Here is a 12,541-nt window from a genome sequence, read left to right as displayed (position 1 = left end):
TCCGTTGCTGTCCGGGCGGACCCCGGACCCTCCCTAGCCTATGGCAGGCGGCAGGTCAGTCCACCCCGGGGGTGAGCACGAAATCCCACGGGTCGCTGTTCACGGTGCTCACGCGGACCTCGACCTCGAACCCCTGGTCGGCCAGCACGTTCTCCAGGGCCGCCGCAGCGGGGGTGAGCCAGAGCCACTCGCTGCCGAAGTGGGAGACGTCGATCAGGTAGGGCCGGCCGTTGAGGGCGGCCTCCCGCGCCTCGGAGGCCGGATGGTGGCGCAGGTCCGCGGTGACGTAGACATCGGCCTGGGCCCGGCGGACGGCGGCGAACAGGCTGTCGCCGGCTCCCCCGCAGACCGCCACCCGGCGAACCAGCCCGTCCGGGTCGCCGGCCACCCGCACGCCGCCGGCCACCGCCGGAAGCACGCTGAAGACCCGCTCGGCGAAGTCGGACAGGCTGCGCACCTGGTCCAGTTCCCCGACCCGTCCGATCCCCTCCTCGGGCAGGCCCTCCGCGGCCGGGGCGAGCGGCTGCACGTCCTGCAGGCCGAGTGCATCGGCGAGCACGTCCGAGACTCCGCCGACGGCGCTGTCACCGTTGGTATGTACGGCCAGCAGGGCGCATCCCGCTTCAATCAGCCGGTGGACCACTTCACCCTTGAAACCGGTGGCCGCCACGGAGTTCACCGGCTTGAGCATCAGCGGGTGGTGGGTGATGAGCAGGTCCGCACCCCAGGCCAGCGCATCGTCGACCACGGCGGACACCGGATCGACGGCGAACATGATCCGCCGGACGGGCCGCTCGGGACGTCCCGCGACGAGCCCGACGGCGTCCCAGTCCTCGGCCAGGGATTCGGGCCACAGCTCCTCCGCGGCCAGGAGCACATCGCCCAGCGTCGGAGCGGCGTCGGCCGCCGCCGGGGCGCCGGAGCCGACGCCGATCTCGTCGGCGCCCGCCTCATCGGGGTGCACGGCGCCGGGACCGCTGCCGCCTGCGGCGGAATGCTCTGCGTTCATAGCTTTAAGTTGTACTCTGCCGCACCGGCGGCGCTCAATTCCGCCGCACGGGCGGGAATGGATCCGCCCGTGCGGCGGTTGGCACAAAGCATGAAGACCTATGTGCTTGGCGGCGGGTGCTTCTGGTGCCTGGACGCCGTCTACCGGCAGACCCGCGGAGTCAGCGAGGTGGTGTCGGGCTACACCGGCGGCCATGACCCGCACCCGAACTACGACAGCGTGTGCTCCGGGAGCACCGGGCACGCCGAGGTGGTCTCCGTGACATTCGATGAGGCCGTGGTGCCGCCCGAGGTGATCCTCGGCCTGTTCTTCGCCTCCCACGATCCGACCACGCTGAACCGGCAGGGCTATGACGTCGGAACGCAGTACCGGTCGGCCATGTTCTACCGCACCGAGGAGCAGCGGCAGGAGTACCTGCAGGCCCTGGAGCGGGCGCAGGCCGACTGGAAGGATCCGATCGTCACCGAAATCGTGCCGCTGCCGACGTTCCATCCGGCGGAGGACTATCACCAGGACTTCTACGCCAAGCAGCCCTGGGCCGGCTACTGCCAGGTGATTATCAACCCGAAGCTGGCCAAGGCCCGCAAATATTACTCCGAATGGCTTGCCGCGTAGGGTCCGGCAGGCCCGGCGATAGGCTGGAACGGGCAGTTCTGTGTCCGTCCCGCAGACTGAGAACAGAGGAATCAACATGGCACGCATCTACGACGACGTCACCCAGGTGGTGGGTCACACTCCGCTGGTCCGCCTGAACCGGCTCACCGAGGGCCTTCCGGCCGAGGTGGCCGTCAAGCTTGAGTTCTACAACCCGGCCAACAGCGTCAAGGACCGCATCGGCGTGGCCATCGTCGACGCCGCCGAGAAGGCCGGCGCGCTGCGCCCCGGCGGCACCATCGTCGAAGGCACCTCCGGCAACACGGGCATCGCCCTGGCTATGGTCGGCGCCGCCCGCGGTTACAAGGTCATCCTCACGATGCCGGAGACCATGTCCACCGAGCGGCGGGTCATGCTGCGCGCCTTTGGCGCCGAGATCGTGCTGACGCCCGGGTCCGAGGGCATGCGCGGCGCGGTGGAGAAGGCCAAGGAGATCGTCGCCTCCACCGACAACGCCATCTGGGCGCAGCAGTTCGCCAACTCCGCCAATCCCGCGGTCCACCGTGAGACCACCGCGGAGGAGATCTGGAAGGACACCGACGGCCAGGTAGACATCTTCGTGGCCGGCATCGGCACCGGCGGCACCATCACCGGCGTCGGGCAGGTCCTGAAGCAGCGCAAGCCGGACGTGCAGATCGTGGCCGTCGAGCCCAAGGACTCCCCCATCCTGAACGGCGGCGCCCCGGGACCGCACAAGATTCAGGGCATCGGCGCGAACTTCGTGCCGGAGATCCTCGACACCGAGATCTACGACGAGGTCTTCGACGCGTCCATTGAGGACTCCGTGGCCACCGCACGTGCGCTGGGAACCCAGGAAGGCATCCTGGGCGGCATCAGCTCCGGCGCGATCGTCTGGGCGGCCCTGGAGCTGGCAAAGCGGCCCGAGAACGCCGGTAAGCTGATCGTCGCCACCGTATGCGACTTCGGAGAGCGCTACATCTCCACCGTCCTGTACGACGACATCCGGGGATAGGTCCCCGGTTACCCTGCCCGCCCGTGCCGGGCAGGGCCCCGAACCAGAAAGAACCTGAGTGAGAATCCTCGCCCGCCTGCGTGAAGACCTCCGTGCCGCCGCCTCCCACGATCCGGCGGCACGCGGGTCCCTTGAGAACCTCGTCGTGTACTCCGGGCTGCATGCCATCTGGATGCACCGGCTGACCCACCGGATGTGGGCCAATCCCGCGCTGCGGTTTCCCGCCCGGGTGCTGTCCCAGCTGACGCGGTTCGCGACGGGCATTGAGATCCATCCCGGCGCCACGATCGGCCGGCGTTTCTTCATTGACCACGGCATGGGCGTGGTCATCGGGGAAACCGCCGAAATCGGCGACGACGTGATGCTCTACCACGGGGTCACCCTGGGTGGACGCTCACTGGCCAAGGTCAAGCGCCACCCCACCATCGGCAACAACGTCACCATCGGGGCCGGTGCCAAGGTGCTGGGCCCGGTCACCATCGGCGACAACTCGGCGGTCGGCGCGAACGCCGTCGTCGTCAAGGACGCCCCGGCCGACTCGATCGTCACCGGCATCCCGGCGACCTGGCGGCACAGGGACCGGAAGGAAACGCTGGCGGCGGTGGATCCGGCCGAGTACGTGGATCCGGCGATCTACATCTAGGCGCGGAGCCCTCCGACAGGGAAAGGCCGGCAGCCCGAGGGCTGCCGGCCTTTCCTTATGCCTGGGTGATGCCCGCCGGCACCTCTCAGTGCGTGTCGACGGCGGAGACCTCGGAACGGTCACCGCTCCACAGCGTGTGGAAGGTCCCTTCGGCGTCGACACGGTTGTAGGTGTGTGCACCGAACAGGTCGCGCAGGCCCTGCGTCAGGGCGGCAGGCAGCCGACGCCGGCGCAGGCCGTCGTAGTAGGCCAGCGAGGAGGAGAACACGGGCACGGGAATGCCCAGCTGCACGGCGGTGGCCACGACGCGGCGCCAGGCCGGCACGGCCGCGGCGATGGACTCGGCGAACGCCGGATCCAGCAGCAGGTTCGCTGGGACCTTGCCGTCCTCGTAGGCCTTCATGATGTCGTCGAGCAGCTCGGCGCGGATGATGCAGCCGGCGCGCCAGAGCGAGGCGATCTCGTCGAGCCTGAGGTCCCAGCCGTACTCCTTGGCGGCGGCAGCGAGCATGTCCATGCCCTGCGCGTAGCTGACCAGCTTGGACGCGTAGAGCGCCTGGCGCACGTCCTCCACGAAGGTCTCGGGCAGCTGCACCTCGGTCTCGGCGCCGGTAAGCACCTCCTGCGCCTCAGCCCGCTGGCCGCGCTGCGAGGACAGGGCGCGGGCGAAAACCGACTCGGCGATGCCGGACACCGGCGAGCCGAGGTCCAGGCCGGAAACGACGGTCCAGCGGCCGGTGCCCTTCTGCCCGGCGGAGTCGACGACGACGTCGACGAACGGCTTGCCCGTCTTTTCGTCCTTGTGGGCGAGCACCTCGGCGGTGATTTCGATCAGGAACGAGCTGAGCTGGCCGGCGTTCCATTCGCGGAAGATTTCGGCCTGCTCGGCCGGCTCGATGCCCGCGGCGGAGCGCAGCAGGTCGTAGGCCTCGCCGATGACCTGCATGTCGGCGTACTCGATGCCGTTGTGCACCATCTTGACGAAGTGGCCGGCGCCGTCGGTGCCGACCCACGCGCAGCAGGGCTCGCCGTTGTACTTGGCGGAGATCTTCTCCAGCATCGGGCCCAGGGAATCGTAGGACTCACGGGAGCCGCCGGGCATGATCGAGGGGCCGAGCAGCGCGCCCTCCTCGCCGCCGGAGACGCCGACGCCCACGAAGTGCAGGCCCTTCCCGGCCAGGGCCGCCTCGCGGCGCCGGGTGTCCTCGTAGTGGGAGTTGCCGGCGTCGATGACGATGTCGCCTTCCTCCAGCAGCGGGGTCAGCTGGTCGATCACCGAATCCACCGGAGCGCCGGCCTTGACCATGATGAGCACCCGGCGGGGCTTCTCCAGCGAGTCCACCAGCTCCTGCAGCGACTCGGTGCGGATGAAGTTCCCCTCATCGCCGTGGGCTGCCAGCAGGGCGTCGGTCTTGGCGACCGAGCGGTTGTGCAGGGCCACCGTGTACCCGTTGCGGGCCAGGTTGCGGGCGAGGTTCGCGCCCATGACTGCCAGGCCGGTCACACCAATTTGTGCGCTCAAAACAACTCCAGGATTCTTCGGGTGCCCTGTTGCAGGGCACGGGGTCGGCGCGCGCGCCGTTCGTCCACTCCACCCTATTCTTCCGGGCGCGTCCGCCGCCACACGGCCGCCCCGGCGGCAGGCGCCGCGGTGCCCGGGAAGACACGAAAACCCGCAGGCGCCGCCTGCGGGTTCGGTGTGGGTCCTACCGGGATCGAACCGATGACATCCACGGTGTAAACGTGGCGCTCTACCAGCTGAGCTAAAGACCCGATTGTGACCGTTATGCCAGGAACCGTCCGGGGATTTCTCCTCCGAACCGGGCTCTCCAGCGCCGTGTCACGAGGAACAACCCTACCGGATCACGGGCCGGGTTGCCTAATTCCGGCCCGCGCCGCCGCCGTCCCCGGCGCCGGCCGCGGGAGCGGCCAGGTCGGGCAGGTGCCGGGCCAGGTAGGCCAGGGCCGGCGCGGTGCCCATGTCCAGTTTGAGGTCGGCCAGCTCGTCGCCGCGGGTGGGCCCGCGGTTGATGATGACCACGGGCTTGCCGTCCTTGTGGGCGCGACGCACGAACCGCAGCCCGCTCATGACCGTGAGGGAGGATCCGGCCACCACAAGGGCATCGGCGGCGGCCAGGATGTCGAAGGCCGCAGCCACGCGGTCCTTGGGCACGTTCTCCCCGAAGTACACGAAGTCCGGCTTGAGGATGCCCCCGCAGACCGGACAGTCCGCCACCACGAAGGAGTCCGTGTCGGTGATCTCGGCGTCGGCGTCGGGGTTGATGTCCCCGCGGTCGCCGATCTCCTCGAGGTAGCCAGGGTTCAGGCGCAGCAGCAGATCGGCGATGTCGGCCCGGCTGAACCGGCTGCCGCAGTCCAGGCAGATGACCTGGTCGAAGCGGCCGTGCAGGTCGATGACCTGGCGGCTGCCGGCGTCGGTGTGTAGGCGGTCCACGTTCTGGGTGATCAGTCCGGTGATCAGTCCGCGCCGTTCCAGCTCCGCCACCGCCCGGTGCCCGGCGTTGGGCACGGCCCTGCGCATGTGGTGCCAGCCGACGTGGTTGCGGGCCCAGTAGCGCCGGCGCAGGGCCTGGTCGCCGATGAACTGCTGGTAGGTCATGGGGTTCCGGGGCGGGGCGCCCGGCCCGCGGTAGTCGGGAATGCCGGAATCGGTGCTGAGCCCGGCGCCGGTCAGCAGGGCCAGGCGGCGGCCCGAGAGCAGCCGGAGCGCCTGCTGCAGCTGCGCGCGCTCCTCGGCGGTCGGCTCGCGTGCCTGCGTCGGAGCCTCCCCCGGCCTGGACGACGGGGACGGCGCTCCGGCGGCGGCGGGCGGCGTCGGCTGCCCGTTGCGCTCCGTGCTCACGTCGCTGCCCCGGGTGCAGCCTGCGGGGCGAGGCGGTCCAGGGCTTCCCGGTAGGCGGCCGGCGGGCGTGCTTCGCCGGGGTCGGTGGAGAAGGCCTCGGCGAGCGAACCGTCCGGGCGGATCACCGCGGTCAGCCGGATCGGCCGGCCCAGCTGTTCGTCAAAGGCGCCGAAGAGGCGCGAGACCTCGCCGTGCGGCCAGAAGTCGGAGAGCAGGTCGAACGGCAGGTCCTCCGCCTCGGCATAGGCCCTCAGCGTGTACCGGGAATCGCAGGACACCCCGACCACGCGGGCGCCCGCCTGCTCGAACATCGCCGCCTGCCCGCGCAGCTGCCGAAGCTCACCGGTGCACACGCGGGAGAAGGCAAACGGGAAGAACACCAGGAACACCGCATGCCCGGCGAAATCCCGCAGCCGGACCGGCGCACCGTGCTGGTTGGCGAGTTCGAAGTCCGGAGCCGGGGAACGGTCCAGAAAAGACCGCTGATCCAGGGCCAAAGGGTCCGTCTACTTCTTCCGCCGGCTGACCAGGCGGGTCGCGGCCCAGTCCGCGGAAACACCGGGAGACGTGGTGACGTGCAGTCCTGCGGTCGGCGCGGCTTCCTCGATCTCGGAGGGCGAGACGTACCCGGCCCGTCCGGACTTCGGGGTCAGCACCCACACGACGCCGCCCTCGTCAAGGGTGGTCAGGGAGTCGACCAGGGCATCCACCAGGTCCCCGTCGTCGGCGCGCCACCAGAGGATGACGCCGTCGACCACGTCGTGGTCATCCTCAGTCAGCAGTTCGGATCCGATGACGTCTTCCAGGTCTTCCCGGAAATCGAAGTCGACGTCGTCGTCGTAGCCGAATTCCTGAACGAGGTCACCGTCCTTGAAACCCAATCGTCCCGCCACGTTCTCTTCCGTGACGGCCTCGGCCTCGCTCACTTCACTCCTCCTGGATGACTGCATACCTATAAGGGAATCACATATCGGGCGGAACTGTGGTGTTCCTGAACCAAGGGAACACCCAACCGGCCCGGTGTTCAAGGGCCCGTCCGTCCGCCGCGTTCCCGGGGCTGCTCCCGGCCCGGGTACCGCCGTCATACGGGCGCGCCGATAGCGAACAGGCTACGCAACAGACCGGGCGCACGGATACAGTGGCTTAAGGAGCCTCGGAAGGGCTGGCCACGTGCGCCCTCAGGACCATGCAGACCGCACGAGGCAAAAAGAAGTGATGCTCCGGCAACGACAGGCCGGACCCAAGCGTTAATACCTGCAGACACAATCTGTACGTAAGAGAGGTTGGCCGTGGCCGCAGAAGACACAACCGACATCCTCAGCGGGTTGACGAACCAGCTGCCCGATCGGGATCCCGAGGAGACCGCGGAGTGGATGGAGTCGCTCGATGAGCTGATCCAGACGCAGGGCACCGAGCGTGCGCAGTACATCATGCGCGCCCTGCTCCAGCGTGCCGGCGCCCAGTCCGTGGGCGTCCCGATGGTGACAACCACCGACTACATCAACACCATCCCCGTCGACCAGGAACCCGAATTCCCCGGCGATGAGGAGATCGAACGCCGCTACCGCGCCTGGCTGCGCTGGAACGCCGCCGTCATGGTGCACCGCGCCCAGCGCCCGGGCATCGGCGTGGGCGGGCACATCTCCACCTACGCCGGGGCCGCGACGCTCTACGAAGTGGGCATGAACCACTTCTTCCGCGGCAAGGACCACCCCGGCGGCGGAGACCAGATCTACTTCCAGGGCCACGCCTCCCCCGGCATGTACGCCCGCGCGTTCCTGGAGGGACGCCTGACCGAGAAGGACCTCGACGGCTTCCGCCAGGAGAAGTCCCGGCAGGGCAACGCCCTCTCCTCCTACCCGCACCCGCGCAACATGCCGGAGTTCTGGGAGTTCCCGACCGTGTCCATGGGCATCGGCCCGATGAACGCGATCTACCAGGCCCAGATGAACCGCTACCTGCACAACCGCGGTATCCAGGACACCTCCGAACAGCACGTCTGGGCGTTCCTGGGCGACGGCGAAATGGACGAGCCGGAATCGCGCGGCCTGCTCCAGCTGGCCGCCAACGACAAGCTGGACAACCTGACCTTCGTGGTCAACTGCAACCTGCAGCGCCTCGACGGCCCGGTCCGCGGCAACGGCAAGATCATGCAGGAGCTTGAGGCCTTCTTCCGCGGCGCCGGCTGGAACGTCATCAAGGTGGTCTGGGGCCGTGAGTGGGACGCCCTGCTGTCCAAGGACAAGGACGGCGCCCTGGTCGAGGTCATGAACCAGACGCCCGACGGCGACTACCAGACCTACAAGGCGGAGTCCGGCGGATTCGTCCGTGAGCACTTCTTCGGCAAGTCCGAGCAGACCAAGGAGCTCGTCGCCGACCTGACCGACGAGCAGATCTGGAACCTCAAGCGCGGCGGGCACGACTACCGCAAGGTCTACGCCGCGTACAAGGCCGCCACCGAGTTCAAGGGTGCTCCGACCGTCATCCTGGCGCACACCGTCAAGGGCTATGGCCTGGGCACGCACTTCGAGGGCCGCAACGCGACCCACCAGATGAAGAAGCTGACCCTGGAGGACCTGAAGGCTTTCCGGGACCACCTGCGCATTCCGATCAGCGACGAGGAGCTGGAGCGGGATCCGTACCAGCCGCCGTACTACAACCCGGGCCCCGATGCTCCGGAGATCAAGTACATGCTGGAGCGGCGCAGGGAGCTTGGCGGCTTCGTACCGGAGCGGCGCGTGGAGTACAAGCCGCTGCACCTGCCTGACGAGAAGGCGTACGAAGTCGCGATGCGCGGTTCGGGCAAGCAGCAGGCGGCCACCACCATGGCCTTCGTGCGGCTGCTCAAGGACCTGATGCGGGACAAGGAATTCGGCGCCCGGGTCGTGCCCATCATTCCGGATGAGGCCCGTACCTTCGGCATGGACTCCTTCTTCCCCACGGCGAAGATCTACAACCCGAAGGGGCAGAACTACCTCTCGGTGGACCGGGACCTGGTCCTGGCCTACAAGGAGTCCCCGCAGGGCCAGATCGTGCACGTCGGCATCAACGAGGCCGGCTCCATCGCGGCGTTCACCGCGGCGGGCACCTCCTACGCCACGCACGGCGAGCCGCTGGTTCCCGTCTACGTGTTCTACTCGATGTTCGGTTTCCAGCGCACCGGCGACTACATCTGGGCGGCAACCGACCAGCTGGCCCGCGGCTTCCTGATCTCCGCGACCGCCGGCCGCACCACCCTGACCGGTGAGGGCCTGCAGCACGCTGACGGCCACTCCCCGATCCTCGCCTCGACCAACCCCGCGGTGAAGACGTACGACCCGGCCTACGGGTATGAGATCGGGCACATTGTCCGCCACGGCCTGGAGGAGATGTACGGCCCGGATTCGAAGGATCCGAACGTCATCTACAACCTGATGGTCTACAACGAGCCGATCGTGCAGCCGAAGGCGCCGGAGGACCTGGACGTCGAAGGCATCATCAAGGGCATCTACCTGCTGGCCCCGGCCAAGGTCGACGGTCCCCGGACCCAGCTGCTCGCCTCCGGCGTCGCGGTCCCGTGGGCCCTGGAAGCCCAGAAGATCCTGGCCGAGGACTGGGGTGTCTCCGCCGACGTCTGGTCGGTGACCTCCTGGAACGAACTGCGCCGCGACGGCCTCGCCGCCGAGGAGGAGGCGTTCCTGAACCCCGACGCCGAGCCGCGGGTTCCGTTCGTCACCCGCCAGCTGGAGGGTGCCACCGGCCCGATCGTGGCCTCGAGCGACTACATGAAGGCAGTGCCGGACCAGATCCGCCAGTTCCTGCCCAACGAGTTCGCCAGCCTTGGTGCTGACGACTTCGGTTTCGCCGACACCCGCGCCGCGGCCCGGCGCTACTTCAAGATCGACAGCCACTCCATGGTGGTCCGCGCACTGGAGATGCTCGCCCGCCGCGGCGAGGTTCCGGCCAGCGCCCCCAAGGAGGCCATCGAGAAGTACCGGCTGCTGGACGTCAATGCCGGCACCAGCGGCAACGCCGGCGGAGACGCCTGATACGGGCCTTGCCCGTGCAGTGATCTTCAACGGCGGCAGGGCCGTCCGCTTCGGCGGGCGGCCCTGCCGCCGTTAACCCGGCGCGGCCCCCGAGTCGAGGCGGCAGCCTCCTCGGCCGGCAGTTCCGACGGCGATCAGGCGTCGCCTTTGCGCAGGGCGCCGTTGGAGACCAGCTCGATGTGTTCCTGCATGGCCCGCGCGGCGGCGTCGGGGTCGCCGCTGCGGATGGCGTCGGCAATGGCGCGGTGCGAGGCAAGGGAACGTTCCGGGCGTCCCGGCTGCGCCAGGGAGGCGAGCCGGGTCTGCACCACGAGCTCGCCGATGAAGGTCATGATCGACGCGAGGACGGTGGAGTGCGCCGCCGCCGCGACCGCCGTGTGGAACAGTTCGTCGCCCCGGGTTCCGCGGCTGCCCGCGGCCACCTCCTCCGCCATCACTTCAAGGGCCGCATCGATGGCGGCCAGGTCCCGGTCGGTACGGCGGCGGGCAGCCAGTGAGGCGAGGCCGGCTTCGAGGACGGCCCGGGCCTCGGCGATTTCCGGCAGCCGGTCCCGCTGCTCGCGCAGTTCCCGCAGCACCGCCGCCACGCTGGGCCGGTACACCAGAACCGCCCCGGTGCCGTGCTGGACGTCGATGACGCCCAGCACCTCCAGCGCCACGAGGGCCTGGGCGAGGGTGGCGCGGCTGACGCCCAGCTGTTCGGCGAGGTCGCGCTCACCTGGAAGCGTGTCCCCGGGCTGGAGCGAGGACCGGGCGATGTAGTCCAGGATCTGCTCGACGAGGCGTTCGTAGAGGCGCGGCCGGGAGACGCGGGCCATTGCTGCGGGGCCCGTGGGCTCCATGTGGTTCCACCTTCCGTGGCGATCCGGTCTCGTCGCCGAAAGTATATCCGGGTTGACAAAGAGTCTCACTGTCTAAGAGGCTAGGCCAGTAGCAGGTGCTGTGGTGCACCTCACAGCCTAATCCTTCCCCGGGGAGAACAACGATGTCCGCTCCACTCCTGTCCATCCTGGTCCTCGCGGCCATGTTCATACTCGCCACGGTGCTCCCGCTCAACATGGGCGCCCTCGCCTTCGTCGGCGCCTTCCTGCTCGGTTTCGTCTTCCTGGGCATGGACACCGACGAAATCCTCGCCAACTTTCCCGGCGAGCTGTTCCTGACGATCGTCGGCGTCACCTACCTGTTCGCCATCGCGCAGAACAACGGCACCATCGACCTCCTGGTCCGCGGCGCGGTGCGCCTGGTCGGCAGCCGCGTGGCGCTCATTCCCTGGATCATGTTCGCCATCACCGCGGCGATCACCGCCGTGGGCGCCCTCTCCCCCGCCGCCGTCGCCATCGTGGCCCCGATTGCCCTCGGCTTTGCCGCCCGCAACAACATCAACCCGCTGCTCATGGGCATGATGGTGATCCACGGCGCCCAGGCCGGCGGCTTCTCGCCCATCGCCGTCTACGGCGTCACCGTCAACGGCATCATCGCCGGCACGGACCTGGAGTCCAGCCCGCTGGCGGTCTTCCTGGCGAGCCTGCTGTTCAACACCTTCATCGCCGTCATCCTCACCGTGCTCCTCGGCGGCAGGGGCCGCCGCGGCAGCCTGGCGGGCCGCTTCGCGGAGCAGGTCGCCGCCGCCCGGGTCAACGCGACCGCCTCCCATCCCGACGTGCCGTTCAAGGGCTTCGGCTCCGACATGTACGGCCCCCGCGATCCCGCCGGCGACGGCGTCGAGGCCACCCGGCCGGGGCGGGTGAAGGCGCCGCAGGTGCTCACCATTCTCGGCCTGCTGGCCCTGGCCGTCATCGCCCTGGGCTTCAAGATCGACGTCGGCTTCGTCTCCATCACCATCGCGGTGCTGCTGGCGCTGGCCTCGCCGGAGGCCCAGAAGGGCGCGGTCAACAAGATCAGCTGGTCCACCGTGCTGCTGATCTGCGGCATGCTGACGTTCGTCGGCGTCCTCCAAGCCGCCGGCACCGTCGAGTACGTCTCCGAAGGCGTCGCCAGCCTCGGCATGCCGCTGCTCGCCGCACTGCTGATCTGCTACATCGGCGCCGTGGTCTCCGCGTTCGCCTCCTCCACCGCCATCCTGGCCGCCCTCATCCCGCTGGCCGTACCCTTCCTGGCCAGCGGCGAGATCGGCGCCGTCGGCCTGATCTGCGCACTGGCCGTGTCCTCCACCATCGTGGACGTCTCGCCGTTCTCCACCAACGGCGCGCTGGTGCTCGCCAACGCCCCGGAGAACGTCGACAAGGACCGCTTCTACAAGCAGATCCTCACCTACAGCGCCGTCGTGGTCGTCGTCGGCCCGGCGGTCGCCTGGCTGATCATGGTCGTGCCCGGCTGGCTCTGACCCGCTCAGCCGACCGCGCCCGCCCGC

11 protein-coding genes and 1 tRNA gene are annotated in these 12,541 nt (G+C 68.9%); 5 read left to right on the top strand and 7 right to left on the bottom strand.

Going from position 1 to position 12,541, the window contains the following annotated elements; genetic code table 11:
• Window positions 1-55: 55 nt before the first annotated feature.
• On the bottom strand, window positions 56-1,009 hold the full coding sequence (locus AC5RUW_RS04560) for a Nif3-like dinuclear metal center hexameric protein (protein ID WP_494159617.1): 954 nt from the start codon (window positions 1,007-1,009) through the stop codon (window positions 56-58).
• A gap of 90 nt (window positions 1,010-1,099) precedes the next feature.
• On the opposite strand from AC5RUW_RS04560, the gene msrA reads away from it, so the two are divergent.
• The 3 genes from msrA to epsC all read left to right on the top strand — a co-directional run bounded on the left by msrA (window position 1,100) and on the right by epsC (window position 3,279).
• Window positions 1,100-1,624, top strand: a complete 525-nt coding sequence (msrA, locus tag AC5RUW_RS04555) for a peptide-methionine (S)-S-oxide reductase MsrA (protein ID WP_494159616.1) — start codon at window positions 1,100-1,102, stop codon at window positions 1,622-1,624.
• Window positions 1,625-1,700: 76 nt separating this feature from the next.
• Window positions 1,701-2,636 (top strand): cysteine synthase A, encoded by a 936-nt coding sequence (gene cysK / locus AC5RUW_RS04550; RefSeq protein ID WP_494007278.1) that lies wholly within the window; start codon window positions 1,701-1,703, stop codon window positions 2,634-2,636.
• A gap of 58 nt (window positions 2,637-2,694) precedes the next feature.
• Window positions 2,695-3,279 (top strand): serine O-acetyltransferase EpsC, encoded by a 585-nt coding sequence (gene epsC, locus AC5RUW_RS04545; RefSeq protein WP_494159615.1) that lies wholly within the window; start codon window positions 2,695-2,697, stop codon window positions 3,277-3,279.
• A gap of 85 nt (window positions 3,280-3,364) precedes the next feature.
• Here the strand turns inward: epsC and gnd are convergent, their stop codons facing one another.
• The 5 genes from gnd to AC5RUW_RS04520 all read right to left on the bottom strand — a co-directional run bounded on the left by gnd (window position 3,365) and on the right by AC5RUW_RS04520 (window position 7,068).
• On the bottom strand, window positions 3,365-4,801 hold the full coding sequence (gene gnd, locus AC5RUW_RS04540) for an NADP-dependent phosphogluconate dehydrogenase (protein WP_494159614.1): 1,437 nt from the start codon (window positions 4,799-4,801) through the stop codon (window positions 3,365-3,367).
• 178 nt (window positions 4,802-4,979) lie between these two features.
• A tRNA-Val gene (locus tag AC5RUW_RS04535) sits at window positions 4,980-5,052 on the bottom strand.
• Window positions 5,053-5,158: 106 nt separating this feature from the next.
• The gene (locus tag AC5RUW_RS04530) at window positions 5,159-6,142 is read right to left on the bottom strand and encodes an NAD-dependent protein deacetylase (protein WP_494159613.1); all 984 of its coding nucleotides are present in this window, start codon (window positions 6,140-6,142) and stop codon (window positions 5,159-5,161) included.
• On the bottom strand, window positions 6,139-6,639 hold the full coding sequence (locus AC5RUW_RS04525) for a redoxin domain-containing protein (protein ID WP_494159612.1): 501 nt from the start codon (window positions 6,637-6,639) through the stop codon (window positions 6,139-6,141). Before AC5RUW_RS04525 ends, AC5RUW_RS04530 begins: the two co-directional genes overlap by 4 nt.
• A gap of 9 nt (window positions 6,640-6,648) precedes the next feature.
• Window positions 6,649-7,068: a DUF3052 domain-containing protein gene (locus AC5RUW_RS04520; RefSeq protein WP_494159611.1), complete on the bottom strand. Its 420-nt coding sequence runs from the start codon at window positions 7,066-7,068 to the stop codon at window positions 6,649-6,651.
• A 357-nt stretch (window positions 7,069-7,425) separates the two neighbouring features.
• Between AC5RUW_RS04520 and aceE the strand changes: the two genes are divergently transcribed.
• The gene (gene aceE, locus AC5RUW_RS04515; protein WP_494159610.1) at window positions 7,426-10,170 is read left to right on the top strand and encodes a pyruvate dehydrogenase (acetyl-transferring), homodimeric type; all 2,745 of its coding nucleotides are present in this window, start codon (window positions 7,426-7,428) and stop codon (window positions 10,168-10,170) included.
• A 134-nt stretch (window positions 10,171-10,304) separates the two neighbouring features.
• Here aceE and AC5RUW_RS04510 read toward each other — a convergent pair whose 3' ends face one another.
• Window positions 10,305-11,012, bottom strand: a complete 708-nt coding sequence (locus tag AC5RUW_RS04510; RefSeq protein ID WP_494159609.1) for a FadR/GntR family transcriptional regulator — start codon at window positions 11,010-11,012, stop codon at window positions 10,305-10,307.
• A 143-nt stretch (window positions 11,013-11,155) separates the two neighbouring features.
• Between AC5RUW_RS04510 and AC5RUW_RS04505 the strand changes: the two genes are divergently transcribed.
• Window positions 11,156-12,514, top strand: coding sequence for an SLC13 family permease (locus AC5RUW_RS04505; RefSeq protein WP_494159608.1), 1,359 nt, complete (start codon window positions 11,156-11,158; stop codon window positions 12,512-12,514).
• Window positions 12,515-12,541 lie beyond the last annotated feature (27 nt).

This window comes from Arthrobacter sp. Y3222053, from assembly GCF_059092805.1.
This window is presented reverse-complemented; position numbering and strand designations above follow the sequence as displayed.